Here is a 25,823-nt window from a genome sequence, read left to right on the forward strand (position 1 = left end):
GACAAAGCAGACCGTCCGCGCGACTGGAGATCCCTTTACCGCCCCCTGGCGTGGACATTACATAGGTGATCCACAGGATGTAAGGGGTCCGGGGAGAATGTGTTGATCTTGAGGTGAGGCGGGGCGGGGCGCCGCTCCGGTCAGGCGGAGACGACCGGCTTCCCGGTCAGCTCGACGCCCGCCTCCCGCAGTTCCTCCAGGGCCCGCTCCGTCGTCCCGGAGGCGACCCCGGCCGTCAGGTCCAGCAGCACCTGGGTGCGGAAACCCTCCCGGGCGGCGTCCAGGGCGGTGGCCCGCACGCAGTGGTCCGTGGCGATGCCCACCACGTCCACCTCGGTGATCTCCCGCTCCCGCAGCCAGTCGGCCAGCCGGACCCCGTTCTCGTCGGTGCCCTCGAAGCCGCTGTAGGCCGCCGAGTACGCCCCCTTGTCGAACACCGCGTCGACCGCGCCGGAGGCGACGGCCGGGGCGAAGTTCGGATGGAAGCCCACGCCCTCGGTGCCCGCGACGCAGTGCGCGGGCCAGGAACGGACGAAGTCGGGGTTGTCCGCGAAGTGGCCCCCGGGCGCGATGTGGTGATCGCGGGTGGCCACCACATGCCGGTACCCCGTCCCCGCCGCCTGGCCGATCAGCTCGGTGATGGCGGCGGCCACGTCGGCGCCCCCGGACACCGCGAGACTGCCCCCCTCGCAGAAGTCGTTCTGCACGTCTACGACGATCAAGGCGCGGCGCATGGTGGGTGTCCTTCGACTAAGAGTGAAGTAACTGAGCCTAGAGACTTCCGGGCCCGTGCGGGAGGGGGCGTTCGAAGGGGCGGGCGGTCCCGCTCTAGCTACCCGAGCGCCCGTGCACGTACTCCGTCGGAAGGACGGGTTCCCCGCGGGAGAGCTGGATCGCGGAGAGCGGCAGATTCGCGCGGGCCGCGATGTGGCGCTCCCGGACCGCGTCCAGCGGCTCGCGGGCGACCACCTCACCGCCCTTGACCAGCTCGACCAGCAGCTGCCGGTCGACCAGCTCGGCCGGGACGGGTCCGGTGCCGACGACCTCGGCCTCCGCGACACCCTCCGCGTCCAGCCGGCGCGCGGCCCATTTGCGCCCCCCGATGGAGGTCTTGCCGCCGCTGGACTTCTTCGCGACCGGCACCAGCGGCGCCTTCGGGTCGGTGGTCTCGGCGCGGGCGACCAGCTTGTAGACCATGGAGGCGGTCGGGTGCCCGGAGCCGGTGACCAGCTGGGTGCCGACGCCGTACGCGTCCACCGGGGCCGCGGCCAGCGAGGCGATGGCGTACTCGTCCAGGTCGGAGGTCACGACGATCTTCGTGTCCGTCGCGCCCAGCTCGTCCAGCTGCTGCCGCACCCGGTGGGCCACCAGCAGCAGGTCGCCGGAGTCGATGCGGACCGCGCCCAGCCCCGGGCCGGCCACCTCCACCGCCGTACGGACGGCCTCGGCGACGTCGTAGGTGTCCACCAGCAGGGTGGTGCCGCGGCCGAGGGTGTCCACCTGGGCCCGGAAGGCGTCCCGCTCGCGGTCGTGGAGCAGGGTGAAGGCGTGCGCGGAGGTGCCGACGGTCGGGATGCCGTAGCGGAAGCCGGCGGCCAGGTCGGACGTGGTGGCGAAGCCGCCGACGTAGGCGGCGCGGGCGGCGGCCACCGCGGCCAGCTCGTGGGTGCGCCGGGCGCCCATCTCGATCAGCGGGCGCGGTCCGGCGGCGGAGGCCATCCGGGAGGCGGCCGCGGCGATCGCGGAGTCGTGGTTGAGGATGGAGAGGATCACGGTCTCCAGCAAAACGCACTCGGCGAAGGTGCCCTCGACGCGCATGATCGGCGAGCCGGGGAAGTACACCTCGCCCTCGGGGTAGCCCCAGATGTCCCCGCCGAAGCGGTAGTCGGCGAGCCACCGCAGGGTCTCCTCGTCGACGATCTCCCGCTCGCGCAGGAAGCCGAGGACACCGGAGTCGAAGCGGAAGTTCTCCACCGCGTCCAGGACGCGGCCGGTGCCGGCCACCACGCCGTAACGGCGCCCGTCCGGCAGCCGCCGGGTGAAGACCTCGAACACGCTCCGCCGTTCGGCCGTACCGGCCTTCAGCGCGGCTCGCAGCATCGTCAGCTCGTACTGGTCCGTGAAGAGCGCCGTCGAGGGAACATCCACCGGCAGCCCAAGGTCCGCTGTGTTCATGGCAAGGATCGTACTCCCTTCTCGTCGGTGTGACGATTTATCGGGGCCGTGGCAGCATGGGCTTTGTGACGTCACCCGCGCCCGTAGAGATCGAACGCACCGAGTCGGCGGAGGAGGTCTTCGCCGTACCCGAGCCCGACGTCCCCTGGGTCACGATCGTCCACAACGACCCGGTCAACCTCATGAGCTATGTGACGTACGTCTTCCAGACGTACTTCGGCTACACCAAGGACAAGGCCGCCAAGCTCATGCTCGACGTCCACCACAAGGGCCGGGCCGTCGTCTCCAGCGGGAGCCGCGAGGAGATGGAGCGCGACGTGCAGGCCATGCACGGCTACGGTCTGTGGGCCACCCTCCAGCAGGACCGGAAGTAGCGACCGAACTCATATGCCCGGACATTTCGAACCGCTCCCCGGCGGCGGCGCCGCCGTCGCGCTCGACGACGTCGAGATCTCCATCATCCGGTCGCTGGCCGTCCAGCTGCTGGAGCTGATCGGCCCCGGCCCCGCCGCCGACACCCCGGACGACCCGCTCGCCGAGCTGTTCGCCGAGGGCCCGAGCGAGCCGCCCGCCGACCCGGTGCTGCGCCGGCTCTTCCCGGACGCCTACAGCGATCCGGAGCAGGCCGCGGGCACGTCGGCGGAGGCCGAGGAGCGGCGGGCGCACTCCGCCGAGTTCCGCCGCTACACCGAGAACGACCTGCGCGCCGGCAAGCGGGAGAACGCGCTCGGGGTGATCCGCAGCCTGGACGCGCTCGCCCCGGTCGACGAGGGCGGGGCGGTGCTCAAGCTCTCCCCCGAGGAGTCCCGGCAGTGGGTCGGCTCCCTCAACGACCTCCGGCTGGCGATCGGCGCCCGGCTGGAGATCACCGACGAGGACGACACCGATCTGCTCTACCGCCTCCCGGAGGAGGACCCCCGCAAGCCGATGGTGCTGGCCTATCTCTGGCTGGGCGGGCTCCAGGAGACCCTGGTGACGACCCTTATGCCGTGATCGGCAGGATTTGCCCTGCCGGGGGTGTTCGCTCAGAGGACGCTCAAATCCGGATAACGATCCCGTCACCTTAGTGGCCGGGTTTAGTGCATTCAGCCGCACTTTGTCCGCTTTTTCCTATGCGATGCCTCACAGCGCCCCTCTGTGATCAATATTGCGGCCGTGATAAATCTTCACGACCGCCCGGCCAACACCACCCATGTTCGGCCGGGTGCGCCACCGAGCCGACGACCGTCGGCCAGGCAACAGCTCCAGCAATCCGGGGGGATCGAGACCCGATCCGAGGCCGACGAAAGGCCCGGGTCGGCATGGAGAAAGGCGCACCACACATGACCTCAGCGCAGGTCGACCAGCATCGCGACGGCAACGAGGCCGTGCGGGCGGAGGGCAGCGAGGGCGGCGAGGGGTATCAGCGCGGGCTCGGTGCCCGGCAGATCCAGATGATCGCCATCGGCGGTGCCATCGGCACCGGCCTCTTCCTCGGCGCGGGCAAGGGCATTTCCAAGGCCGGCCCGAGCCTCATCCTGGCGTACGCCGTCGCGGGCCTCGTCATCTTCTTCATCATGCGCGCGCTCGGCGAGCTGCTGATGTACCGCCCGGTGTCGGGCTCCTTCTCGGAGTACGCGCGCGAGTTCATCGGTCCCTTCGCGGGCTTCGTGACCGGATGGACGTACTGGCTGTTCTGGGTGGTCACGGGCATCACCGAGGTCACCGCGGCAGCCGCCTACATGACGTACTGGTTCGACATCCCGCAATGGGTGTCGGCCCTGATCTTCACGGTCATCCTCTACGGCGCCAACCTGATCTCCGTGAAGCTCTTCGGTGAGCTGGAGTTCTGGTTCTCCATGGTCAAGGTCACCGCCATCATCGGCATGATCCTGATCTGCGTCGGCATCCTGACCGTCGGCTTCTCCGACGCCGGTGACACCGCCTCCGTCAGCCACCTGTGGAGCGACGGCGGCTTCTTCCCGCACGGCGTCGGCAACACGCTGATGACGCTGCAGATGGTCATGTTCGCCTTCCTCGCCGTCGAGCTGGTCGGCGTCACCGCGGGCGAGTCCAAGGACCCGAAGACCGTGCTGCCCAAGGCGATCAACACCGTGCCGTGGCGCATCGCCGTCTTCTACGTCGGCGCGCTGATCATGATCCTGTCGGTCGTGCCGTGGACCAACTTCCACCCGGGCGTCAGCCCCTTCGTGGCCGCCTTCGAGAAGATGGGCTTCGCCGCCGGCGCGGGCATCGTCAACTTCGTCGTGCTCACCGCCGCGCTGTCGTCCTGCAACTCCGGCATGTACTCCACCGGCCGCATGCTGCGCGACCTGGCGCTCAACAGCCAGGGCCCGAAGGTCTTCACCAAGCTGACGCGCAGCGGCACCCCGCTCGTCGGCACCACGGTCTCCGCCGCGCTGATGCTCGTCGGCGTCTGGATCAACTACCAGTGGCCGGGCAAGGCGTTCGACTACGTGGTGTCCTTCGCGACCATCTCCGGCATGTGGGCCTGGATCGTCATCCTGCTCTGCCAGATCCGCTACCGCGCCAAGGCCGACCGCGGCGAGCTGCCCCGCTCGGAGTTCCGCACCCCGGGCGCGCCGTTCACCAGCTGGATCGCCCTCGCCTTCATCGGCATGGTGATCGTGCTGATGGGCATCGACAAGGACGCCCGGGTCTCGCTGTACTGCGCGCCGCTGTGGGGCCTGATCCTCGCCGTCGCCTACCTGGTGCTCAAGCGCCGCAACCCGGAGGCCGCGGCGTTCCGCAAGCGCTGACGGACACAGAGACACCCTCCCCAGGACGTCCGGCCACCGGGAGCACTCGTGGCGCCCCTGGTGGCCGCCGCTCAGGACGTCCAGCATGTGGGCCGTCCCGTACCATCCCTCGGTACGGGACGGCCCCTCTGCTTATCCTGACCCCCATGCTGACCATCACCCAGGCCCTCGTGGACCAGATCGTCGCGCACGCGCGCAAGGACCACCCCGACGAGGCGTGCGGCGTCGTCGCCGGCCCGGCCGGCTCGGACCGCCCCGAGCGCTTCATCCCGATGCTGAACGCGGCCATGTCGCCCACGTTCTACGAGTTCGACTCGGGCGACCTGCTCAAGCTCTACCGCGAGCTGGACGACCGCGACGAGGACCCCGTGGTCATCTACCACTCGCACACCGCCACCGAGGCCCACCCGTCCCGCACGGACATCTCCTACGCGAACGAGCCGGGCGCCCACTACGTCCTGGTCTCCACGGCGGACACCGACGGCCTCGGCCCGTTCCAGTTCCGTTCCTTCCGGATCGTGGACGGCGTGGTCACCGAGGAAGAGGTCGAGGTCGTCGAGTCCTACTGAGACCGGCGCCCCGGTCCGGTGTCCGACAGGCCCCCGGGCCGCCCCCGGGCCGCACCGCCGTCTCGCTCTCCGGATGCACAGCGTCCGGCATACGGAATCACACTCCGGGAAACGAAGGGGGAATCGATACGATGAGCCCATGGTTTTCCACGACGTGAGCGACAAGACGCCGGGCATGCTGCTCGTCGCGCGGCTGCACGTCGACCTGTGCAGGCTCGCCAGCGCCATCTGTTGACGCCGGCCTGCCGCCGTACGGCCGTGAGCCGCGGCGTCCAGACCCGCGCATGTCGCCCGTGCGCTCCGCGCCGCCGCGCGCCCACCGACCAGACACCTTCCGACAGGAGCCCTGAGCCATGGCCATCGAGGTCCGCATCCCCACCATCCTCCGCCAGTACACCGACGGTCAGAAGGCGGTGGAGGGCAGCGGGAGCACCCTCGCCGAGCTGTTCGCCGACCTCGAGACCCGGCACGCGGGCATCCAGGCCCGCATCGTGGACGGCGACCAGCTGCGCCGCTTCGTCAACGTCTACCTCAACGACGAGGACGTCCGCTTCCTGGACGGCATCGGCACCAAGCTGTCCGACGGCGACAGCGTGACGATCCTGCCGGCCGTGGCCGGCGGCATGCGCTGATCGGCCGCTGAGCAGCGATGCGCTACGACTCCCCGCTGGCCGCGGTGGGCAACACCCCTCTGGTGCGCCTGCCGCGGCTGTCGCCGTCCCCGGACGTCCGCATCTGGGCCAAGCTGGAGGACCGCAACCCCACCGGCTCCGTCAAGGACCGCCCCGCCCTGCACATGATCGAGCAGGCGGAGAAGGACGGCCGGCTCACCCCGGGCTGCACGATCCTCGAACCCACCTCCGGCAACACCGGCATCTCCCTCGCCATGGCGGCCAAGCTCAAGGGCTACCGCATGGTGTGCGTGATGCCGGAGAACACCTCCCAGGAGCGCCGGGACCTGCTCGGCATGTGGGGCGCCGAGATCATCCCCTCGCCGGCCGCCGGCGGCTCCAACACCGCCGTGCGCATGGCCAAGGAGCTGGCCGCCGAGCACCCCGACTGGGTGATGCTCTACCAGTACGGCAACCCGGACAACGCGGGCGCCCACTACGCCACCACCGGCCCCGAGATCCTCGCCGACCTGCCCTCGATCACCCACTTCGTGGCGGGCCTCGGCACCACCGGCACCCTCATGGGCGTCGGCCGCTACCTGCGCGAACACAGGCCGGGCATCCAGATCGTCGCCGCCGAGCCGCGCTACGACGACCTGGTCTACGGCCTGCGCAACCTCGACGAGGGGTTCGTCCCCGAGCTGTACGACGCCTCCGTCCTCACCACCCGGTTCTCGGTCGGCTCGGCCGACGCGGTCACCCGCACCCGCGAACTCCTCCAGCAGGAGGGCATCTTCGCGGGCGTCTCCACCGGCGCCGCCCTGCACGCGGCGATCGGCGTCGGAAGGAAGGCCGTCAAGGCGGGCGAGAGCGCCGACATCGTCTTCGTCGTGGCCGACGGCGGCTGGAAGTACCTCTCCACCGGCGTCTACACCGCGGCCACCACCGAGGAGGCCATCGAGACGCTCCAGGGCCAGCTCTGGGCCTAGGGCCTCTCGTTTGGATCATGCCGGGCTCGCGGGGTCTGGTGCCGTGCCTCGCGGCGTTGTCGTCGGTTGCCATGGCTCCGCCATGGCGCCCTCCTCCGCCTTGCGATGCACGGCACCAGACCCCGCTCCCTGATCCGGCCTGATCCAAACGAAAGACCCTAGCGGGGGACCGGCGCGGCAGCGGCGGTGGATCCGTTCGCGCCGGTGGTACGTCACATCTGCACCAAGGCCGCCGGGCCGACCGGGCCCGGCGGCGGACGGCAGAAAGGCGGACCCATGCGCCGTACGACGCCCCTCGCACTCGCGGCGGCAGCGCTGCTCCTCGCGGGCTGCGGCGCCCGGCAGGACACCGGAAGCAGCGACAAGGTCTCGGCGCAGCCCCGCGGTGACACCCCGTCCCCCACCCGCTCCGCAGGCTGCACCTCCGCTCTGGAGCTGACCGCCGCGGATCACGGCCGTACCGTCTGCGTGCGGAAGGGCGGCGAGATCCGGCTGACCCTGGACGGCACCAAGGCCCGCCCCTGGAAGCCGGTGACCGCGAGCGGCACGGGGCTGGAGGCCGGCAACGCGGGCTTCGTGCTCCAGCCGGGCGATGCCACGGCCGCCTACCGGGCGGTGGCCGCGGGAACGGTGAAGCTCACCTCGTCCCGCCCCCTGTGCGCCGAGCCCACCGCGCCCGGCCAGGTGTCCTGCAAGGGCATCGAGGAGTGGGCGGTCACCGTGCGGGTGGGGTAGCCGAAGCCCCTAACCGGCCAGGTGCCGCACCTGGTCCCACAGGACCGGGTCGACCACGCCCACCCGGCGCCGGAAGCCGTCCACGGGCACCTCGCGCAGCTCGTCGGTCTCCAGGAAGCTGGGCCGTCCCTGGGCGTCGCCGACCGCGCCGGGGGGCAGCGGGATCACCCCGCTGCGCTCGTCGTGGTACTTGCTGGTGATCTTCGCGACCGTGGCCCGGTCGCCGCGCACGGCCAGCACCAGACACGGCCGGTCCTTGATCCCGGGCCGGTCCTCGTAGGGGACGTTCGCCCACCAGATGTCCCCCGGGTACGGGCGCTGCGCGTGCGCCGTACGGGTGCCCGCCCGGCCCGGCGGCCTGAGGCGCCGCCCACCCGGCCGGCGACCGCGGCCCCAGCCGTCCACCAGCGTGGCGACCAGGGCGAGCAGTACCACCGCCGCGAGCGCCAGCCACCAGGACGTGTCCATACGACGACGTTACCGGCGCGCGCCGAACATCGCGCGCCCTCTGCCAAAGCTTGCGCGCCCCCAGGGCCATCCGAACCGGTGACAGCACGGGTGAGTTCCCCCACAACGGCCCCTGGCGGAGGAGCGACCCGTGCTTTCGCGCCTTAGGCTCGACAAACCGCACGACCCCCGACAGCCCTCATCCCGAGTGGCCTCTCGTCCCCACCCGTCGCTTTCCCGCCAACGGAGGTTTCTGCTTCATGAAGCTCACCGTCGTCGGCTGCTCGGGGTCGTTCCCGTCCGCGGAATCGGCCTGCTCGAGCTACCTCGTAGAGGCCGACGGCTTCCGGCTGCTCCTCGACATGGGCAATGGCGCCCTCGGCGAGCTGCAGCGCCACTGCGGTCTCTACGACCTCGACGCGATCTTCCTCAGCCATCTGCACGCCGATCACTGCATCGACATGCTCGCGTACTTCGTCGCGCGCTACTACCGGCACGACGGCGGGCGCTGCGCCCCCATCCCGGTCCACGGCCCCGAGGGCACCGAGCACAGGCTGACCACGGCCTACGCCGACACCCCCTCCGCCTCCTCGATGAGCGAGGTCTTCGACTTCCACACGGTCAAGCCGTCCACGTTCGAGATCGGCCCGTTCACCGTGCACACCGAACGGGTCCGCCACCCCGTGGAGGCCTACGCCATCCGCCTGGAGCACGGCGGCAAGTCCCTGACGTACTCCGGCGACACGGGTGCCACCGAGGTGCTCGACGAGCTGGCCCGGGACACCGACCTGTTCCTGTGCGAGGCCGCGTTCACGCACGGCAAGGAGAGCATCCCCGACCTGCACCTCAACGGCCGCGAGGCGGGTGAGACGGCGGCCCGCGCGGGCGCCCGCCGCCTGGTGCTCACCCACATCCCGCCGTGGACGGACCCCGAGGTGAACCTGCGGGACGCCCGAGAGGTGTTCACCGGGCCGGTGGAGCTGGCCGCTCCGCGGGTGACGTACGAGATCTGAGCTCGAGTACGCGCGAGGCCCCGGAACCGAGGAGGTTCCGGGGCCTTTCAGGTGGCTGTCGCCGGCCGGGCTACTTCGCCTCGGCCTTCTGCAGTTCCGCCAGCTCCTCGTCGGACTCGCGGCCCGGGGTGGGGAGATTGAACTTGGTGATCGCGAAGCGGAAGATCACGTAGTAGACCGCCGCGAAGCACAGACCGACCAGGACCAGCCCCCACGGGTTGCTGGCGATGCCCAGGTTCAGGCCGAAGTCGACCGCGCCCGCCGAGAAGCCGAAGCCGTCCTTCATCCCCAGCGACCAGGTCAGCGCCATCGAGACACCGGTGAGCACCGCGTGGATGGCGTACAGGACCGGCGCGATGAACATGAAGGTGAACTCGATGGGCTCGGTGACACCGGTGACGAAGGACGTCAGCGCCAGCGAGAACATCATGCCGCCGACGACCTTGCGGCGCTCGGGCCGGGCGCAGTGCACGATGGCCAGGCACGCGGCCGGCAGGGCGAACATCATGATCGGGAAGAAGCCGGTCATGAACTGGCCCGCGTGCGGGTCGCCGGCCAGGAAGCGCCCGATGTCACCGCTCTTGCCGTGGTACTCGCCCGCCTGGAACCACGGGAACGAGTTGAGCAGGTGGTGCATGCCGATCGGGATCAGCGCACGGTTGGCGACACCGAAGATGCCGGCGCCGACCGCGCCCGACTTGACCAGCCACTCGCCGAAGTTGTGCAGGCCCGTGCCGAGGACCGGCCAGATGTAGCCGAAGACGACGCCGATGACCAGGCCGGCGAAGGCCGACAGGATCGGGACGAGGCGACGGCCGCCGAAGAAGCCCGCCCAGTCGGGCAGCTTGGTGCGGTAGAAGCGCTGGTAGAGCAGGGCCACGACGATGCCCATCACGACGCCGCCGAGGACCTTCGCGTCCACCGGGGCGTTCTGCATGACGATCTTGCCGTCGACGACGGTCGCGACCTTCGGCAGGTTCTTGTCGGTGAACGTGGCGAGGACGTTCTTGAAGACCAGGTAGCCGGTGACCGCCGCGAGGGCGGTCGAGCCGTCCGCCTTCTTCGCGAAGCCGATCGCGATGCCCACGGCGAACAGCAGCGCCATGTTGTCGAGGATCGCGTTTCCGCCGGCGGCCATGAAGGACGCTATCTTCGTCAGGAACGTCGGGAAGGAGGGGCGGCCCAGCATGTCGGGGTTGCCGAGGCGCACCAGCAGGGCGGCGGCCGGCAGCACGGCCACCGGCAGCATCAGGCTGCGGCCGATGCGCTGCAGAACAGCCATCACGCCCGCGCCCTTCTTCTTCTCGGCCGCGGGAGCGGCGCTGGCCGTGGTCACAACTTCCTCCATCGGGCATGGCGCCGCCCGGGAACCAAGGAAGGGGACGGCGGCGTCTCTGGTCTACACCACCCAGTGGTGTAGACCTGTTGTAGCACGATGAAGGTGGCGTAAGGAACCCGCGAATCCGCTACCGCGGCGCTACGCGCTGTGTGCCCTCAGACCTTGGTGACGTCCTCGACCTCGTCCGCCGGTTCCCGGCCCGGCGTCTTCAGGTCGAACCGCGTGATCGCGATCCGGAACACGAGGTAGTACACGGCCGCGAAACACAGTCCGATCGGGATGATCGCCCACGGCTTGGTCGCCAGGTGCCAGTTGATGACGTAGTCGATCAGGCCCGCCGAGAAGCTGAAGCCGTCGTGCACCCCGAGCGCCCAGGTCACCGCCATCGAGACTCCGGTGAGCACCGCGTGGACGGCGTACAGGGCGGGCGCGATGAACAGGAACGAGTACTCCAGCGGCTCGGTGATGCCCGTGACGAACGAGGTCAGCGCGACCGACAGCATCAGGCCGCCCACCTCCTTGCGGCGCTCCGGCCGCGCGCAGTGCGTGATCGCCAGCGCGGCGGCGGGCAGCGCGAACATCATGATCGGGAAGAAGCCCGAGGTGAACTGGCCGGCGTGCGGGTCGCCGGCGAGGAACATGTTGATGTCGCCGTGGACGGGCTTGCCGCCCGGCGGTGTGTAGGTGCCGAACTGGAACCAGATGGGCACGTTGAGGAACTGGTGCAGGCCGATGACGAGGAGCGCCCGGTTGGCGACCCCGAAGGCGCCGGCCCCCCAGGCGCCCGCGTTCCGCAGCCAGTGGCTGAAGCTCTCCAGCGCGGCACCGACCGGCGGCCAGACCCACAGGCACACGACCGCGAGGACGATGGCCACGAACGCCATGACGATCGGCACGAGCCGGCGGCCGTTGAAGAACCCCAGCCAGTCCACCAGTCTGGTGCGGTGGTACCTCGCCCAGAAGAAGGCCGTCAGCCACCCCATCACGATGCCGCCGAACACCCCGGGGTTCTGGAACGTGAACGGTGTCACCGCGCCGGCGCCCCCGCCGACGCTCACCTGGCAGCCGACGTCCGGGACCGCCGTCGCACCGCCCGGACACCCTTCCGGGAACTGGTGCAGGACGCCGTAGTAGACGAGGAATCCGGCCACCGCCGCCAGCGCCGTGGAGCCGTCCGCCTTCTTCGCCATGCCGATCGCGACGCCCACGCAGAACAGCAGGGGCAGGCCGAGGGAGCCGTCGAGCAGCGCGCTGCCCGCCCCCTTCATCACCTTGGAGACATCGGTCCAGCCCAGGCCGTCGGACCCGAACACGTCGGGCTGCCCCAGCCGGTTGAGGATGCCCGCCGCCGGCAGCACCGCGATGGGCAGCTGGAGGCTCCGGCCCATCTTCTGCAGGCCCTGGAACATGAGGTTCCAACGGGCCCGTGCGGGAGTGACCGTGCTCTCGGTGCTCATGGGTTTGGCGACCTCCCCCACGGTGGTGTAGACCAGTCGGCGGACGGTTCCGCTGTCGTGATCGCCATCATTCGGCACGGACGGCATGACCGCTCGCGAAGATGGGCCAACTGTGGGTTACTGCGACAAAGCGGTTCGGAGCAGGGAGAAGGAACATGGCCAGCAAGGCTGAGAAGATCGTCGCCGGGCTCGGGGGCATCGACAACATCGAGGAGATCGAGGGCTGCATCACCCGGCTGCGCACCGAGGTGTCCGACCCCGACCTCGTCGACGAGACCGCTCTGAAGGCCGCCGGCGCCCACGGCGTCGTGAAGATGGGCACCGCCATCCAGGTCGTCATCGGCACCGACGCCGACCCGATCGCCGCGGAGATCGAAGACATGATGTGAACCCCCCGGTTCACCGGTGAACCCGGTTCACCCTCCAGGGGCTCTTCCCGACGCGGGAGGAGCCCCTTCCGTGTCTCCGGATAGGCTCGACGCCATGTCTCGCATCGACGGCCGTACCGCCGAACAGCTCCGCCCGGTCACCATCGAACGGGGATGGAGCAAGCACGCCGAGGGCTCCGTCCTCATCGCCTTCGGCGACACCAAGGTCTTCTGCACCGCCTCCGTCACCGAAGGCGTCCCGCGCTGGCGCAAGGGCAGCGGCGAGGGCTGGGTCACCGCGGAGTACGCCATGCTGCCCCGCGCCACCAACACCCGCGGCGACCGCGAGTCCGTCAAGGGCAAGATCGGCGGCCGCACCCACGAGATCTCCCGGCTCATCGGCCGCTCCCTGCGCGCCGTCATCGACTACAAGGCGCTCGGCGAGAACACCATCGTCCTCGACTGCGACGTCCTCCAGGCCGACGGCGGCACCCGCACGGCCGCCATCACCGGCGCCTACGTGGCACTGGCCGACGCCGTCGCCTGGGCCCAGGGCAAGAAGCTGATCAAGGCCGGCCGGCAGCCGCTGACCGGAACCGTGAGCGCCGTCTCGGTCGGCATCGTCGGCGGCGTGCCGCTGCTCGACCTCTGCTACGAGGAGGACGTCCGCGCCGAGACCGACATGAACGTCGTCTGCACCGGCGACGGCCGCTTCGTCGAGGTCCAGGGCACCGCCGAGGCCGAGCCGTTCGCCCGCGAGGAACTCGACGCCCTGCTCGACCTCGCCGTCACCGGCTGCACCGAACTGACCGCCATCCAGCAGGCGGCGCTCGCGAGCACGCGCGCGTAAAGAAACCCTCAAGGCCCGGGCAACCCACCGGGCCTCCCCGGCGTCCCTCTGGATACGGGCGCACAGCCGACCAGCGTGCGCCCGGCCAGCCGTACCAGGGGAGGGAACACCACCATGTCCGCCAGCCGACGCGCACGCCGGGGCCGGGCCACCGCCATCGCCGCCGTCGTGGCCGCCGCCGCGCTCACCGCCGGCCTGACCACCGGCTGTGACGCCGTGGACAAGGCGCTGGACTGCGTGCAGACCGCCGACGCCATCGCCGACAGCGTCACCGACCTGCAGCAGGCCGTGGAGAACGCCGCGAACGACCCCTCCCAGACCGACGCCTCGCTCGACTCCATCGAGAAGAACCTGCGGCAGATCGGCGACAAGACGGACAACGCCGACGTCAACCAGGCCGTGGACGATGTGACCAAGGCCGTGGAGAACGTCCGCACCGCGATCAAGAACGGTGACCAGACCCCGGACGTCCGCCCGGTCACCGACGCGGCGGGCGAACTGACCAAGGTCTGCACGAGCTAGAGGCCACGGGCGCGGGACACCGGACCGACGCACGCCCCGGACGACCGCGGGACCGCCCCGCGCTGCCGCGGCCACGCGGCGCGGCCACACACGGCGCCGTGAACGGCCGCGGGTCCGCCGCGACGGGCCGCGGCCACGCGGCGCCGCCCGTCACCGCCCCGCGCTGCCGCGGCGCACTCCCGGGGCGCTCTCAGTACTCCCTGTCGCGCCGCCGCGCCCGCTCCTCGTAGCGCTCCTCGCGGCGCTCCTCGCGCCGCGCCCGGTGCAGTTCGTGCCGTTCCGCGCGGCGCTCCAGCTGCTCCTGGCGGCGCTGCTCCTTCAGGCGCTTGCGTTCCGCACGCGGGAGCTTGCGTTCCACGCCGACCCCGCCCCAGAACGCGAAACCGCCGATGACCACCCGCGGGGCGCCCGGCTCGGGCGGACCGTCGTCCCTCGGGTGCTCGAAGCCCCCCATCACCCCGATGCCACGGACGACGACCTCGACCCCCGGCGGCACGATCACCTGCACCCCGCCCATGATCGCCACACAGTCGATCACGACCTCACGGTCCGCGAAGTCCGCCTCCCGCAGGTCCAGTTCACCGCCCCCCATGAAGGTGAAGCAGGAGAACCTCCGCGGCACCGTCCAGCGGCCCTTGCGCTCGAACCCCGACAGGATCGCCACCGCCCCCGTCGAGGTGCCCTCGCCGCCGGTGATCCGCCCCGCCCAACCCCCGCCGCGCACCGGCTCCTTGACGAAGGAGACCGCAACCGGCGGAGCCACCGCCCCGCCCGCCGGCAGATCGCGGGTCAGCGGCGCCAGCTCGCCGTACGTCCGGGCCCGGTAGGCGGCCTCCAGCCGCTCCTCGAACTCGTCCATGTCGAGCCGGCCCTCGGCCAGCGCGTCCCGCAGGACCTCGGCGACCCGCTCGCGGTCGGCGTCGGACGCCCGGAGGTCCGGGGCTGCGTCGTCGCTCATGGCAGCAGACTACGAGACGGTCTTCCCGGCGTACATCCTGGCGATGACGGCCTCGATGTCCGGTTCCCGCACCGACAGGTCCACCAGCGGATAACGGGCCGCCAGATGCGCCACGACCGGCGCCGCCGACTGCCCCGCCGGGAACGCCAGCCACTGCCGCGGCCCCTCCACCCGTACCACCCGCGCCGCCGGCACCTCCACCGGAGGCAGCTCCCGCTCCAGGTCCACCACCAGCGTCCGTTCGCTCTCGCCCGCCTCGTGCAGACCCGCGAGCGGGCCGTCGTACACCAGCCGCCCGTGGTCGATCACCATCACCCGCGAGCACAACTGCTCGATGTCCTGGAGGTCGTGCGTGGTCAGCAGCACCGTCGTGCCCCGCTCGGCGTTCAACTCCCGCAGGAACTCCCGCACCTTCGCCTTCGACACGACGTCCAGGCCGATCGTCGGCTCGTCCAGGTACAGCACGTCCGGATCGTGCAGCAGCGCCGCCGCGACGTCCCCGCGCATCCGCTGCCCCAGCGACAGCTGCCGCACCGGCACGTCCAACAGCTCGCCCAGCTCCAGCAGATCCACCAGACGGTCCAGGTTCTCCCGGTACCGGGCATCAGGGATGCGGTACATACGGTGCGCCAGCCGGTACGAGTCGATCAGCGGCAGGTCCCACCACAGCGTGGTCCGCTGCCCGAACACCACCCCGATCCGGTGCGCCAGCCGCGCCCGCTCCCGTGCCGGATCGATGCCCGCCACCCGCAACCGCCCCGCACTCGGCGTCAGGATCCCGGTCAGCATCTTGATCGTGGTCGATTTCCCGGCGCCGTTCGGCCCGATGTACCCGACCATCTCGCCCCGCGCCACGGTGAACGACAGCGAGTCCACCGCCCGCACCTCGCGCCGCTCCCGTGTGAGGAACCCGGTCTTCCGGCGCACCTCGAAGACCTTCTCGACCTTCTCCAGTGCGATGAAGTCGCTCACGCTCAACTCCCTGTGCTGCGGTACGAACGAAGACCCGCGCGCCAGGCCAGCCCCGCCAGCGCACAGCACCCCACCGCCACCAGCGGCGGGGTCCACGCCACCCACCGGGGCAGCCCCAGCGGGTACGGCCGCCCCAGCACATAGGTCGCGGGCAGCCAGTTGACGAAGGCCAGCGGCAGCACGAACGTCACCCCGCGCACCAGCTCCTTCGTGAACACCGTCGGCGGATACTGCAACAGCGTCGTACCGCCGTAGGTGAAGGCGTTCTGCACCTCCGAGGCGTCCTGCGCCACGAACTGGAACGCCGCCCCCGCCACGAACACCGCGCAGAAGATCCCGCAGCCGCTCACCACCATCACCGGCATCAGCAGCAGCCTGTCCGCCGTCCAGTCGATGTCCACCCGGGTCAGCGACCAGCCCAGCACCAGCGCCCCCTGGGTCACCCGGCCCAGCCGCCGCAGCGCGAACCGGTCGGCCGCCACCTGCGCCAGCACCGGCGCCGGCCGCACCAGCAGGGTGTCCAGCGTGCCGTCCCGCACCCGCCGGCCCAGCCGGTCCATCGACCCGATCACCAGGTCCGCCGCCCCGAAGGAGACCGCGGACAGCCCGTACAGGAACGCCACCTCGGGCAGCGGGTAGCCGCCCAGCGCGTCCACCCGGGAGAACATCAGCATGATCGCGACGAAGTCCAGGAAGGTCGCCGCGAAGTTCCCGAACGTGGTCATGACGAAGGACGCGCGGTAGGCCATCGTGGACCGCACCCACATCGCCGCGATCAGCCGGTACGCCCGCACCCCCTCGGCCAGCCGCTCCGCCCGCGTCGGGGCCGCCACCGGGCTCCGGTCAGCCACCCTGCACCACCACCCGGCGGGTCGCCGCCGACTGCACCAGCCGCCCGGCACCCAGCAGCACGGCTGCCCAGCCCGCCTGGAAGAGGTACGTCCGCAGCGGGTCACCGCGCCCGAGCAGGAGATCCGCCGGCGCCTGGAGCAGCGAGGACCAGGGCAGCGCCCGTACGACCTCGCCCAGGGCGCCCGGGAACACGTTCAGCGGCAGCAGCATCCCGGAGCAGAAGAACCCCGCCAGCCACGCCATCTGCACCACGCCGGTGCCGTCCAGCAGCCAGAACGCGCTCAGCGCCACCAGGTACCGGATACCGAAGCCGACCAGCATCGCGAGACCGACGGAGACCAGGAAGGCCGCCCAGGTACCGGCGTCGGCGGGCAGCCGCACCGGGAAGCACAGCGCGCCGAACACGAACGGCACGACGCCCCGGCCCAGCAATTGGAAGGACGCCCGGCCCAGGTCGGCCGCCAGCCACCACAGTTGCAGGTCGGCCGGCCGGTACAGGTCGATCGCCACGTCCCCCGTACGGATGCGTTCCATCAACTCGTCCTCGACGCCGCCACCCCCGATCGCGAGCGTCGACAAGAGCGCCTGCCCGAGCCATACGTACGTCACGGCCTGCGCCTGGTCGTACCCCCCGAGGTGCGGCTTCTCGCTCCACAGCGCGAGGTAGGTGTAGACGAGAATCAGACCGAAGACCGTGTTCGTGAAGACCCCTGCCGCAGTGGCCGCCCGATAGGTCGCGTACCGTCGGAACCCCCCTGCCGCGACGGCCGCGTACAACCGTCCCGCGCCCACACCAGTCCACCTCCTCGGACCGCTCGACACCGAAGCGCAGGAGCCTAGTCCGGAGGCCCGGCGGCCGGCCACGCGTTTTCCGGTCGGAAGCGTGCCGGAATCCGGGAACGGAACGCCAGGTGCGAGAGTCTTCAAACAGGGGGAGCGCAGAAGCGTACGAGGCGTACGGGAAACGTACGACGCGAAACAGGAGTCCGTGCACGACATGAGCGACGAGCCGCAGCCGCAGCAGCCGAACGAAGGCGTGGCACCGAAACGGCCGCTGCCGGCTGAAGGGCCCGGGCACCCGGGGGGCCGCGACGAGACGGCCACCGAGCCGCGCAGGGCGACGACACCGAGGGGTACGAACGCCGGGAGGGGCGACAGCGTGAGCGCCGAGGGGTCCCAGGGGGACACCGCGAGCGCCCGGCGCGACACCGGCGACGCAAGCGCCGAACGTCCCGCCGGGCGAGCAGAACGACCCGCCGGGCGTGCCGAGCGTCCCGCCGAGCCCGCCGGGCGGCCCGAGGGCACCGAGCGGCCCCGGGACGGCGGGCGCGCCGGGACCGCGGGCACGCCGCGGAGCGCCGGCCGGCCCGCCGACGGCCCCCGCGGCGCCGGCACCGAGGGCGCCCGCGGCGCCGGTACCGGGGGCACCCGGCCGAGCGGCTCGGAGACGTCCGACCGCGGCGCGGGTCCGGCGGACTCGGCAGCCCCGGACCGGACCGCGTCCATGGCCCGGGCCCGCCAGGCGGCCCGCGACGCCCGGACGGACCGGCCGGGACCCACGGAGCCCCCGAAGACCCCGGCCGCCGGTGACGGCTCGGCACCGGGCCGCGGCCCGGTGTCCGGTGGTGCCGCGGCGCCCGGCCGCGGTCCGGTGACCGGCCGTGGCGCCGCCGCCGGTGGTGCTTCGGCCGCCGGTGGTGCCTCGGCACCCGGCAAGGGCTCCGGTGTGTCCGGCGGTGGCCCGGCGTCCGGCAAGGGCCCCGGTGTGTCCGGTGGTGGCCCGGCGTCCGGTGGCTCCGCTCCCTCGGCCAAGGCCCCCGGTGCCGGGAAGCCGGCCGCGCCCGGCGGGCCCGGCGGCTCCGACGGGGCCCAGTCCGCCGAGAGCACGCAGGTGCTGCGGCGTATCACCCCGCCCCGGAAGTCCGCGGAGTCCTCGCCGCAGTCCGGCAAGGACGGCCGGCCGGACCGGCCCGGCGAGGGATCCGCACCCGAGACCACCCAGGTGCTGCGGCGCGTCGGCGCGCCTCGCGCGGGTGAGCCGAACCCCGCCGGAACCGCTCCCCGTCCCTCCGTGCCCCGCCCCGCAGGCCAGAACCCTGCCGGCCAGAAGCCCGCAGGCCAGAACCCTGCTGGTCAAAAGCCCGCCGGTCAGAAGCCCGCCGGCCAGAACCGCGGCGCCCAGGCCACCGGCGCCACCACGGCCGGCACCGGAGCCGCCACGGTCGGCACCGGTGCGACCGCTCCCACCTCCCCGGCCGCCGCCCGCGCCGCCCGTGCCGCCCGTGCGGCGAGCGCCGCCGGTGCGGCCGGTGCCGCTGCCGGTGCCGGGGCCCTGGGCGCCAAGGCCGGCACCGCGGCCGCGGCCGGCGCAGCCGCCTCCGCGCCCGGGACCGGCACCGCGCCCCGGACCGGCACCGGTGCGGCGGCGAAGCCGGGCTCCCCCGAGGACGAGACCACCGTCCTCGCCGCCACGGACGGCGCGAACGCCGGGGACGACGGCAACGGCAAGCCCAAGGCCAAGGCCAAGAAGGGCAAGCGGCCCAAGCGGACCGGATGGCGGCGGATCATCCCCACCTGGCGCATGGTGCTCGGCACCTTCGTCATCGGCGTGCTGCTGCTCATCGGGCTCTTCTTCGTCGGCTACTCCATGGTGAAGATCCCGCCGGCCAACGCGTTCGCGACCAAGCAGAGCAACGTCTACCTCTACGCCGACGGCTCCCAGCTGGCCCGCGACGGCGAGGTCAACCGCGAGAACGTCAACCTCGCCCAGGTCTCCAAGGACGCCCAGCACGCCGTACTGGCCGCCGAGGACCGCGACTTCTACACCGAGTCCGCCGTCGACCCCAAGGCGATGCTCCGCGCCGGCTGGAACACCGCGACCGGCAAGGGCAAGCAGTCCGGCTCGACCATCACCCAGCAGTACGTGAAGAACTACTACCTGGCCCAGGAACAGACGGTCACCCGTAAGGCCAAGGAGTTCTTCATCTCGATCAAGCTCGACCAGAACAAGTCCAAGGACGAGATCTTCGAGGGCTACCTCAACACCAGCTACTTCGGCCGCAACGCCTACGGCATCCAGGCCGCCGCCCAGGCCTACTACGGCCGCGACGCCGACGCCCTGGACCCCGCCCGCGCCGCCTACCTCGCCGCGCTCGTCAACGCACCGAGCGAGTACGACGTCGTCGCCCACCCGGAGAACAAGAAGGCGGCCGTCGCCCGCTGGAACTACGTGCTCGACGGCATGGTCGAGAAGGGCTGGCTCGGCGCCTCCGAGCGCGCCGGCATGAAGTTCCCGATGCCCAAGGAACAGACGATCTCCACCGGCATGTCCGGCCAGCGCGGCTACCTCGTGGAAGCCGTCAAGCACTACCTGACCACCAACAACATCATCGACACCGACCACCTCGCGGCCGGCGGCTACCGCATCACCACCACCATCCAGAAGAGCAGGCAGGACGCCTTCGTCAAGGCCGTCGACGACCAGCTGATGTCCAAGCTGGACAAGAAGAACCGCAAGGCCGACACCTACGTCCGGGCCGGCGGCGCCTCCGTCGACCCCAGGACCGGCAAGGTCGTCGCGATGTACGGCGGCATCGACTACGTGAAGCAGTACACCAACGGCGCGACCCGCGGTGACTACCAGGTCGGCTCCACCTTCAAGCCGTTCGTGTTCACCTCCGCCGTGGAGAACGGGTCCACCACCCAGGACGGCCGGACGATCACCCCGAACACCGTCTACGACGGCACCAACCAGCGTCCCGTCCAGGGCTGGAGCGGCGGCTCCTACGCCCCCGAGAACGAGGACCAGCGCTCGTACGGCAACATCACCGTCCGCAAGGCCACCGACCTGTCGGTGAACTCGGTGTACGCGCAGATGGCCGTCGACGTCGGCCCCGCCAAGGTCAAGCAGACCGCCGTCGACCTCGGCGTCCCCTCCGACACCCGGGACCTCCAGCCGTACCCGTCCATCGCCCTCGGCACCGCCACCGCCAGCGTCCTGGACATGGCGGAGGCCTACGCCACGCTCGCCAACCACGGCAAGCACGGCACGTACACCATGGTCGAGAAGATCACCAAGAACGGCACCGACGAGATCAAGCTGCCCGGACGGCAGGCCAAGCAGGCCGTCAGCCGGGAGGCCGCCGACACCACCACGTCCGTCCTGCGGAGCGTGGTCGAGAGCGGCACCGCCACCGCCGCGCAGGCCGCGGGCCGCCCGGCGGCCGGCAAGACCGGTACCGCCGAGAGCGACAAGGCCGCCTGGTTCGCCGGCTACACCCCCGACCTGGCCACCGTGGTCTCCGTCATGGGCCAGGACCCGGTGACGGCCCGGCAGCAGCCGCTGTACGGCGCCCTCGGCCAGGCCCGGATGAACGGCGGCGGCCCGCCCACCGCGATCTGGGCGCAGTACACGCGCACCGCCCTCAAGGGCAAGCCGGCCGCCGACTTCGACCTCCAGCTGCAGCAGGGCGCCGACCGGATCCAGGAACCCCCGGCCAGCAGCACGGCCGAGCCCGGCACCGACGGCGGCCAGGACGACGGCGGCACCACCACCGACGGCGGCCAGGACACCGGCGGCGCGACCGCCACCCCCACCGACGGCGGCACCACCACCGGCACCCCCACCGACGGCGGCACGACCACCGGCGGGGGCACCCCCACCGACGGCGGCACGGCCACGGACGGCGGCGCCACCACCGGCGGCCAGGACACCGGCGGGGCCACCACCGGCGGCGGCACCGCGGACGGCGGCGGCACGACCGGTGGCCAGGACACCGGCGGCGGGACCACGGCAGGGGGCGCCGACGCCGGCGGCACGACGGGCACCGTCGCCGGCCCCGGCGGCGGCCCGGGCACCTGACGCGCCGACGACTCAGTGACCGCTGGTCGCCTTCAGCCCCACCACGGCGACCAGCAGCAGACACACGAAGAAGATGCGGGCGGCGGTGACCGGCTCACCCAGCACCACCATGCCGAGCACCGCCGCACCGGCCGCCCCGATCCCCACCCACACGCCGTAGGCCGTACCGATGGGCAGGGACTTCGCGGCGTACGACAGCAGGACCATGCTGGCGACGATGCCGGCACCGGTGAGCACACTGGGCACCAGCCGGGTGAAACCCTCGCTGTACTTCATCCCGATCGACCAGCCGACTTCCAGCAGACCGGCGACGACAAGCAGAACCCAGGCCACGACAGGCACCTCCGAGACGAACGACGACTCTTCTCTCCGGTGCGTCGTCTTTGCCTGCATCCCGGTACGGCGCGTCTCGTCGGGCTCGCTCCCGAACATAGCAAAGGCACACGAAAAGGGGCCGGTGACCATCGTCACCGGCCCCTTTCCGCATCGCCTCACCGGCCGTGCCACCGGCAGCCGCCGTGGCAGGCCGTACCGGCCGTCCTACAGGTACAGGCCCGTGGAGTCCTCCGACCCCTCGAAGCGGTCCGCGGCCACGGCGTGCAGATCCCGCTCGCGCATGAGCACGTAGGCCACGCCCCGCACCTCGACCTCGGCCCGGTCCTCCGGGTCGTACAGGACCCGGTCACCCGGCTCCACGGTCCGCACGTTCTGCCCGACCGCGACGACCTCGGCCCAGGCCAGCCGCCGGCCGACCGCCGCGGTGGCGGGAATCAGAATGCCGCCCCCCGACCGCCGCTCGCCCTCACCGGCGTCCTGCTTGACCAGAACCCGGTCGTGCAGCATCCGGATGGGAAGCTTGTCGTCATGGGGGCTTCTGTGCTCGTTTCTGTTGGCGCTCACGCCTCGAACCTACCTGTCCTCGCCCTGCCCGTACCCGCCCGGGTCAGCCCTTGCGTCGCCGGGAGCCCACGGTGAGCAGTCCGACGACACCGACGGCGAGCAGCGCGACCGGCAGGGCCCGCTCCACCCGCAGCGCGCCGTCCTCGTCGACGAACTGCGCCCGTACCTCACTCACCAACCGGTTGACCTGTACGTACGCCCGTCCGATCGTGTGATCGACCTTGGCGACGACCTTGGCCTTCGCGTCCCCGGCGATGGTCTTCGGGTGCACGCGCACCCCGATCTCGTCGAGCGTCTCGGCCAGCACTTCGCGGCGGCGCTTGATGTCCGCCTCGATCTGCGCCGGGGTTCTGGTGTCCGACGTGTCCGCCACCGTACGGCCTCCGAAGTCTCCTGATGCTGTCCCGAACAGTCTGTCAGCTTCTGCTCCCGGCGCACCGCAAGGCCCCCCGGTTACGCTGGCCCGATGAGCGAGCGACTCCAGCCGGGGGACGTGGCCCCCGCCTTCACCCTCCCCGACGCCGACGGCAACGAGGTGTCCCTTTCCGCCCACCAGGGCCGCAAGGTCATCGTCTACTTCTACCCGGCCGCCCTTACCCCCGGCTGCACCAAGCAGGCCTGCGACTTCACGGACAACCTGGAGGTCCTGGCCTCCGCCGGCTACGACGTCATCGGCGTCAGCCCCGACAGCCCCGAGAAGCTGGCGAAGTTCCGCGAAAAGGAGTCCCTCGGGATCACGCTCCTCGCCGACCCCGACAAGAAGGTCATCGAGGCCTACGGCGCCTACGGCGAGAAGAAGAACTACGGCAAGACGTACATGGGCGTCATCCGCTCCACGATCGTCGTGGACGAGCAGGGCAAGGTCGAGCGGGCCTTGTACAACGTCCGCGCCACCGGTCACGTGGCGAAGATCATCAAGGACCTGGGCATCTGAGCCCCCGCACCCACGGACGACGGCCCGCCCCGGGAGGACCCGGCGCGGGCCGTTCCGCGTGCTCCCCGGCGCGACCGGCCGGCCCCGGCGGGGCGGCCGCATCGGAAGCCTTCGGTTCGGTCGCCCCAACTGCCATGCGTGCGCGGGCGCCTGATGTCGAGGCGGCCGACGGTGAAAGGCGCAGCCCCGTACACTGGGCGAGGCAAAACGGGCTGCGAGTGATTGGTCCGTTTTGGGGCGGCCGTGGCGAAATAGGCATACGCGCGGGTTTTAGGTGCCCGTGGGAGAAATCCCGTGTGGGTTCGAGTCCCACCGGCCGCACGCGCGAGGGGCCGTCCGTTGCGGGCGGCCCCTCCGGTGTTCTCAGCCCAGCAACTCCCGCACCACCGGCACCAGCGCCCGGAACGCCTTGCCGCGGTGGCTGATCGCGTTCTTCTCCGCGGGACTCAGTTCGGCGCAGGTGCGGGTCTCGCCCTCCGGCTGGAGGACCGGGTCGTAGCCGAAGCCGTTCGTGCCCGCGGGGGTGTGGCGCAGGGTGCCCCTCAGCTGTCCCTCGACCACCCTCTCCGTGCCGTCCGGCAGGGCGAGCGCCGCCGCGCAGGCGAAGTGGGCGGCGCGGTGCTCCTCCGCGATGTCGGAGAGCTGGGCCAGCAGGAGGTCCAGGTTGGCCTTGTCGTCGCCGTGGCGGCCGGCCCAGCGGGCGGAGAAGATGCCGGGGGCGCCGTTCAGTACGTCCACGCAGAGGCCGGAGTCGTCGGCGACGGCGGGGAGCCCGGTGGCCCGGGCCAGGGCGTGCGCCTTGAGCAGGGCGTTCTCGGCGAAGGTGACGCCCGTTTCCTTGACGTCGGGGATGTCGGGGTAGGCGTCGGCGCCGATCAGCTCGTGGGGGAGCCCGGCTTCGGCGAGGATCGCCCTCAGCTCGGTGATCTTTCCGGCGTTGCGGGTGGCGAGGATCAAGCGGGTCATGCCCGCCAGTATTCCTCGCCCTCCGGCCGGGGATCCGTCCGGTCCGCTACAGCTCGGCCTGTCCCGCGCCCTTCAGCGCGCGCAGGTCGAAGGTGTCGGCCATGGTGCGGAAGCCCAGATCGCTGGGGTGGAGGTGGTCGCCGGAGTCGTACTCGGGGCGCAGCCGGCGGGGGTCGTAGGGGTCGCGGAGGGCCTTGTCGAAGTCGACGACGGAGTCGTAGACGCCGCCGGCCCGGATCCGGGCGTTGATCTGCTGCCGTACCGCTTCCCGGGCCGGGGTGTAGCCGCGGTGGCCCTCGAAGGGCATCAGGGTGGCGCCGACGACCCTCAGGCCGCGGGCGTGCGCCTGGCGGACCAGGGTGCGCAGGCCGGTGACGACGCGGTCGGGGTCGGCGAGCCTGCGGTTGCGGAGGATGTCGTTGACGCCGAGGTCGATGACGACGACCTTGACGTTGGTGCGGGCCAGTGCGTCGCGGCCGAAACGGGCGAGGCCGCTCTGGTTCTCGGCGGGCCGGCCGAGGCCGTCGGCGAGGACCTGGTTGCCGCTGATGCCCTCGTTGACGACGCTGTAGCGGGGGAGTTGTCCGCCGTCCTCCAGGGCGCTGCGCAGCCGGCCGGACAGGATGTCGGGCCAGCGGTGGTTGGCGCCCACGGTGGAGGTGATGCCGTCGGTGATGGAGTCGCCGAAGACGACGACGGTGCCGGCGGAGTCGTTGCTGAGGACGTCAAGGGCCGTCAGATAGCGCCAGTACGGGGTCTGTTCGGTGTACGGCGTGCCGGTGGTGTCCTCGGTGCGGTCGCCGGTGGCGACGTAGGACAGCTGCCGGGCGTGGGGGTGGTAGGTGACCGGGCCGGACGGGGTGGGGGAGTAGGTGGTGACGAGGACGTCGGCGCCGAGCGGGACGGTGAGGCGCACGGCGTCGCTGACGGCCTGTCCGCCGGCGGGTATGACGATGCCGGTGCTGCCGTTGAAGGTGAGGCGGCGCATCGTCTCCGCGTCGGCGGCCGCGGCGCCGTCGCCGGTGGAGAGGGCGACGGAGGCGTGGGTGAGAGTGAGGGGTGACTGGCCGTAGAGGTTGGACAGCGTGACGCGGGCGCTCGTACCGCCGGCGCTGGTGTGGATCACGTTGCGTACGGTGTGGCCGGCCAGGCCGGTCGTCTCGGTGCCGGGTTCGCCGCCGACGGGGGCGGTGGCCCAGGCGCCCACCCAGGTGCCGGTGGAGGCGGGGGCGGCGGCGGAGTCGCGGTGGGGGCGGCTGCCGGTGAGGGTGCCGCGCGGGGTGCCGTCGTCGGCCGCCACGGTGGCGTATATGGCGGCGGACACCGTGATGACCAGGGCGACGAGCGCGCCGAGCACCGAATAACCATGACGCTTGGTCACGCTTGTGTTGTTCTCCTCGGGAGATGGGAGCCCGAGGCTCCGATCTTGCTGAGTCCCATGATGCGTCATGGGCCGGGGAAGTCTGACAGGACCCTGCCACTACTCCCGTTCAGACAGACGCCGGGAACTCCTGTTCCGTTCCGGGAGTCGGTCAGGAAGGGACAA

At 71.4% G+C, this 25,823-nt stretch carries 28 protein-coding genes, 1 tRNA gene and 1 riboswitch; of the genes, 15 read left to right on the forward strand and 14 right to left on the reverse strand.

Features of this window, described 5'->3' with window-relative positions; all coding sequences use genetic code 11:
- Positions 1-140 precede the first annotated feature (140 nt).
- Positions 141-734 (reverse strand): nicotinamidase, encoded by a 594-nt coding sequence (locus ACZ7KF_RS17075; RefSeq protein ID WP_471074789.1) that lies wholly within the window; start codon positions 732-734, stop codon positions 141-143.
- 94 nt (positions 735-828) lie between these two features.
- On the reverse strand, positions 829-2,175 hold the full coding sequence (locus ACZ7KF_RS17080; protein ID WP_471074792.1) for a nicotinate phosphoribosyltransferase: 1,347 nt from the start codon (positions 2,173-2,175) through the stop codon (positions 829-831).
- Positions 2,176-2,231: 56 nt separating this feature from the next.
- On the opposite strand from ACZ7KF_RS17080, the gene clpS reads away from it, so the two are divergent.
- From clpS to ACZ7KF_RS17120, 8 genes are all read left to right on the forward strand, one after another.
- Complete coding sequence (gene clpS / locus ACZ7KF_RS17085) at positions 2,232-2,549, forward strand: ATP-dependent Clp protease adapter ClpS (protein WP_471074795.1); 318 nt, start codon at positions 2,232-2,234, stop codon at positions 2,547-2,549.
- Positions 2,550-2,562: 13 nt separating this feature from the next.
- Complete coding sequence (locus tag ACZ7KF_RS17090) at positions 2,563-3,168, forward strand: DUF2017 domain-containing protein (protein ID WP_471074798.1); 606 nt, start codon at positions 2,563-2,565, stop codon at positions 3,166-3,168.
- Between the two features lie 329 nt (positions 3,169-3,497).
- Positions 3,498-4,934, forward strand: coding sequence for an amino acid permease (locus ACZ7KF_RS17095; protein ID WP_471074801.1), 1,437 nt, complete (start codon positions 3,498-3,500; stop codon positions 4,932-4,934).
- Between the two features lie 146 nt (positions 4,935-5,080).
- A complete protein-coding gene (locus ACZ7KF_RS17100) occupies positions 5,081-5,503 on the forward strand; it encodes a M67 family metallopeptidase (RefSeq protein WP_471074804.1) in 423 nt (140 codons plus the stop codon).
- A 139-nt stretch (positions 5,504-5,642) separates the two neighbouring features.
- Entirely contained in the window at positions 5,643-5,738 is a 96-nt protein-coding gene (locus ACZ7KF_RS17105) for a putative leader peptide (RefSeq protein ID WP_020270288.1), read from the forward strand.
- 118 nt (positions 5,739-5,856) lie between these two features.
- Complete coding sequence (locus ACZ7KF_RS17110) at positions 5,857-6,135, forward strand: MoaD/ThiS family protein (RefSeq protein ID WP_471074807.1); 279 nt, start codon at positions 5,857-5,859, stop codon at positions 6,133-6,135.
- Positions 6,136-6,152: 17 nt separating this feature from the next.
- Positions 6,153-7,103 (forward strand): PLP-dependent cysteine synthase family protein, encoded by a 951-nt coding sequence (locus ACZ7KF_RS17115; protein ID WP_471074810.1) that lies wholly within the window; start codon positions 6,153-6,155, stop codon positions 7,101-7,103.
- 276 nt (positions 7,104-7,379) lie between these two features.
- Complete coding sequence (locus ACZ7KF_RS17120) at positions 7,380-7,838, forward strand: hypothetical protein (protein ID WP_471074813.1); 459 nt, start codon at positions 7,380-7,382, stop codon at positions 7,836-7,838.
- 9 nt (positions 7,839-7,847) lie between these two features.
- Here the strand turns inward: ACZ7KF_RS17120 and ACZ7KF_RS17125 are convergent, their stop codons facing one another.
- Positions 7,848-8,306 (reverse strand): type II toxin-antitoxin system PemK/MazF family toxin, encoded by a 459-nt coding sequence (locus ACZ7KF_RS17125; RefSeq protein WP_471074816.1) that lies wholly within the window; start codon positions 8,304-8,306, stop codon positions 7,848-7,850.
- A gap of 239 nt (positions 8,307-8,545) precedes the next feature.
- Here ACZ7KF_RS17125 and ACZ7KF_RS17130 point away from each other — a divergent pair, with 239 nt between their 5' ends.
- Positions 8,546-9,298, forward strand: coding sequence for an MBL fold metallo-hydrolase (locus ACZ7KF_RS17130; RefSeq protein ID WP_471074819.1), 753 nt, complete (start codon positions 8,546-8,548; stop codon positions 9,296-9,298).
- A 70-nt stretch (positions 9,299-9,368) separates the two neighbouring features.
- Here ACZ7KF_RS17130 and ACZ7KF_RS17135 read toward each other — a convergent pair whose 3' ends face one another.
- Positions 9,369-10,634, reverse strand: coding sequence for a PTS transporter subunit EIIC (locus tag ACZ7KF_RS17135; RefSeq protein WP_471074822.1), 1,266 nt, complete (start codon positions 10,632-10,634; stop codon positions 9,369-9,371).
- Positions 10,635-10,792: 158 nt separating this feature from the next.
- On the reverse strand, positions 10,793-12,094 hold the full coding sequence (locus ACZ7KF_RS17140; protein ID WP_471074825.1) for a PTS transporter subunit EIIC: 1,302 nt from the start codon (positions 12,092-12,094) through the stop codon (positions 10,793-10,795).
- Between the two features lie 155 nt (positions 12,095-12,249).
- Between ACZ7KF_RS17140 and ACZ7KF_RS17145 the strand changes: the two genes are divergently transcribed.
- The 3 genes from ACZ7KF_RS17145 (at position 12,250) to ACZ7KF_RS17155 (ending at position 13,834) form a co-directional block, all read left to right on the forward strand.
- Positions 12,250-12,483 carry a PTS sugar transporter subunit IIB gene (locus ACZ7KF_RS17145; protein ID WP_059249775.1) on the forward strand — a complete coding sequence of 78 codons (234 nt, stop codon included), beginning with the start codon at positions 12,250-12,252 and terminating at the stop codon, positions 12,481-12,483.
- A 94-nt stretch (positions 12,484-12,577) separates the two neighbouring features.
- On the forward strand, positions 12,578-13,312 hold the full coding sequence (rph, locus tag ACZ7KF_RS17150; RefSeq protein WP_471074828.1) for a ribonuclease PH: 735 nt from the start codon (positions 12,578-12,580) through the stop codon (positions 13,310-13,312).
- A gap of 114 nt (positions 13,313-13,426) precedes the next feature.
- Positions 13,427-13,834: a hypothetical protein gene (locus ACZ7KF_RS17155; RefSeq protein WP_471074831.1), complete on the forward strand. Its 408-nt coding sequence runs from the start codon at positions 13,427-13,429 to the stop codon at positions 13,832-13,834.
- Positions 13,835-14,024: 190 nt separating this feature from the next.
- Here ACZ7KF_RS17155 and ACZ7KF_RS17160 read toward each other — a convergent pair whose 3' ends face one another.
- From ACZ7KF_RS17160 to ACZ7KF_RS17175, 4 genes are read right to left on the reverse strand one after another with little or no spacing between them, the layout of a single operon-like run.
- The gene (locus tag ACZ7KF_RS17160) at positions 14,025-14,792 is read right to left on the reverse strand and encodes a DUF1707 SHOCT-like domain-containing protein (protein ID WP_471074834.1); all 768 of its coding nucleotides are present in this window, start codon (positions 14,790-14,792) and stop codon (positions 14,025-14,027) included.
- Positions 14,793-14,801: 9 nt separating this feature from the next.
- Positions 14,802-15,770, reverse strand: coding sequence for an ABC transporter ATP-binding protein (locus tag ACZ7KF_RS17165; protein ID WP_471074837.1), 969 nt, complete (start codon positions 15,768-15,770; stop codon positions 14,802-14,804).
- Positions 15,767-16,615 carry an ABC transporter permease gene (locus ACZ7KF_RS17170; protein ID WP_471074840.1) on the reverse strand — a complete coding sequence of 283 codons (849 nt, stop codon included), beginning with the start codon at positions 16,613-16,615 and terminating at the stop codon, positions 15,767-15,769. Before ACZ7KF_RS17170 ends, ACZ7KF_RS17165 begins: the two co-directional genes overlap by 4 nt.
- Positions 16,608-17,408 carry an ABC transporter permease gene (locus tag ACZ7KF_RS17175; RefSeq protein WP_471074843.1) on the reverse strand — a complete coding sequence of 267 codons (801 nt, stop codon included), beginning with the start codon at positions 17,406-17,408 and terminating at the stop codon, positions 16,608-16,610. Before ACZ7KF_RS17175 ends, ACZ7KF_RS17170 begins: the two co-directional genes overlap by 8 nt.
- 1,099 nt (positions 17,409-18,507) lie before the next feature.
- On the opposite strand from ACZ7KF_RS17175, the gene ACZ7KF_RS17180 reads away from it, so the two are divergent.
- Positions 18,508-21,477 carry a transglycosylase domain-containing protein gene (locus ACZ7KF_RS17180; RefSeq protein WP_471075454.1) on the forward strand — a complete coding sequence of 990 codons (2,970 nt, stop codon included), beginning with the start codon at positions 18,508-18,510 and terminating at the stop codon, positions 21,475-21,477.
- Positions 21,478-21,489: 12 nt separating this feature from the next.
- Here the strand turns inward: ACZ7KF_RS17180 and sugE are convergent, their stop codons facing one another.
- From sugE to ACZ7KF_RS17195, 3 genes are all read right to left on the reverse strand, one after another.
- Positions 21,490-21,810, reverse strand: a complete 321-nt coding sequence (sugE, locus tag ACZ7KF_RS17185; protein WP_353754266.1) for a quaternary ammonium compound efflux SMR transporter SugE — start codon at positions 21,808-21,810, stop codon at positions 21,490-21,492.
- 38 nt (positions 21,811-21,848) lie between these two features.
- A riboswitch (guanidine-III (ykkC-III) riboswitch) is annotated at positions 21,849-21,917 on the reverse strand.
- A gap of 100 nt (positions 21,918-22,017) precedes the next feature.
- On the reverse strand, positions 22,018-22,377 hold the full coding sequence (locus ACZ7KF_RS17190) for a GroES family chaperonin (protein ID WP_471074846.1): 360 nt from the start codon (positions 22,375-22,377) through the stop codon (positions 22,018-22,020).
- Positions 22,378-22,420: 43 nt separating this feature from the next.
- On the reverse strand, positions 22,421-22,750 hold the full coding sequence (locus tag ACZ7KF_RS17195) for a DUF3618 domain-containing protein (protein WP_471074849.1): 330 nt from the start codon (positions 22,748-22,750) through the stop codon (positions 22,421-22,423).
- A gap of 93 nt (positions 22,751-22,843) precedes the next feature.
- Here ACZ7KF_RS17195 and bcp point away from each other — a divergent pair, with 93 nt between their 5' ends.
- A complete protein-coding gene (bcp, locus tag ACZ7KF_RS17200; RefSeq protein WP_471074852.1) occupies positions 22,844-23,311 on the forward strand; it encodes a thioredoxin-dependent thiol peroxidase in 468 nt (155 codons plus the stop codon).
- A 237-nt stretch (positions 23,312-23,548) separates the two neighbouring features.
- Positions 23,549-23,632: transfer RNA gene (locus tag ACZ7KF_RS17205), tRNA-Leu, on the forward strand.
- A 42-nt stretch (positions 23,633-23,674) separates the two neighbouring features.
- On the opposite strand, the gene rdgB is transcribed toward ACZ7KF_RS17205, so the two are convergent.
- Positions 23,675-24,277 (reverse strand): RdgB/HAM1 family non-canonical purine NTP pyrophosphatase, encoded by a 603-nt coding sequence (gene rdgB / locus ACZ7KF_RS17210; RefSeq protein WP_471074855.1) that lies wholly within the window; start codon positions 24,275-24,277, stop codon positions 23,675-23,677.
- A gap of 46 nt (positions 24,278-24,323) precedes the next feature.
- Positions 24,324-25,658: an SGNH/GDSL hydrolase family protein gene (locus ACZ7KF_RS17215; RefSeq protein ID WP_471074858.1), complete on the reverse strand. Its 1,335-nt coding sequence runs from the start codon at positions 25,656-25,658 to the stop codon at positions 24,324-24,326.
- Between the last annotated feature and the right edge of the window lie 165 nt (positions 25,659-25,823).

It is taken from the genome of Streptomyces sp. NPDC038200, from assembly GCF_055600785.1.